Genomic DNA, 237 nt, shown 5'->3' with positions numbered 1-237 from the left:
AGACTGAAGACGAATTACCGCTTCAAACGCAGTTTTGGCTTGGTCTAGCTTTTCTAACTTCAGATAAGCTAATCCCATTTGATAGAAAATTTCAGGGGCTTGTGAGCGATATTTTTGGGCGTTACGGAAATGTTCAAGGGCAGCTTCAGGATCATCTTTTTGCAGTGTGACTAAGCCTAAGTTGTAGTGAGCAATGCCAAGTTGGGGTGAGAGTTGGATCGCGCGATCGAGATAGAC

1 protein-coding gene is annotated in these 237 nt (G+C 44.3%); it reads right to left on the bottom strand.

Going from position 1 to position 237, the window contains the following annotated elements; translation table 11 throughout:
• The coding region (locus R0J87_RS24515) for a tetratricopeptide repeat protein (protein WP_498889647.1) at positions 1-237 on the bottom strand (237 nt) is incomplete at both ends.

The sequence above is a fragment of the Halomonas sp. SIMBA_159 genome, assembly GCF_046536035.1.
In the GTDB taxonomy this organism is placed as follows: domain Bacteria; phylum Pseudomonadota; class Gammaproteobacteria; order Pseudomonadales; family Halomonadaceae; genus Vreelandella; species Vreelandella venusta_A.
This window is presented reverse-complemented; position numbering and strand designations above follow the sequence as displayed.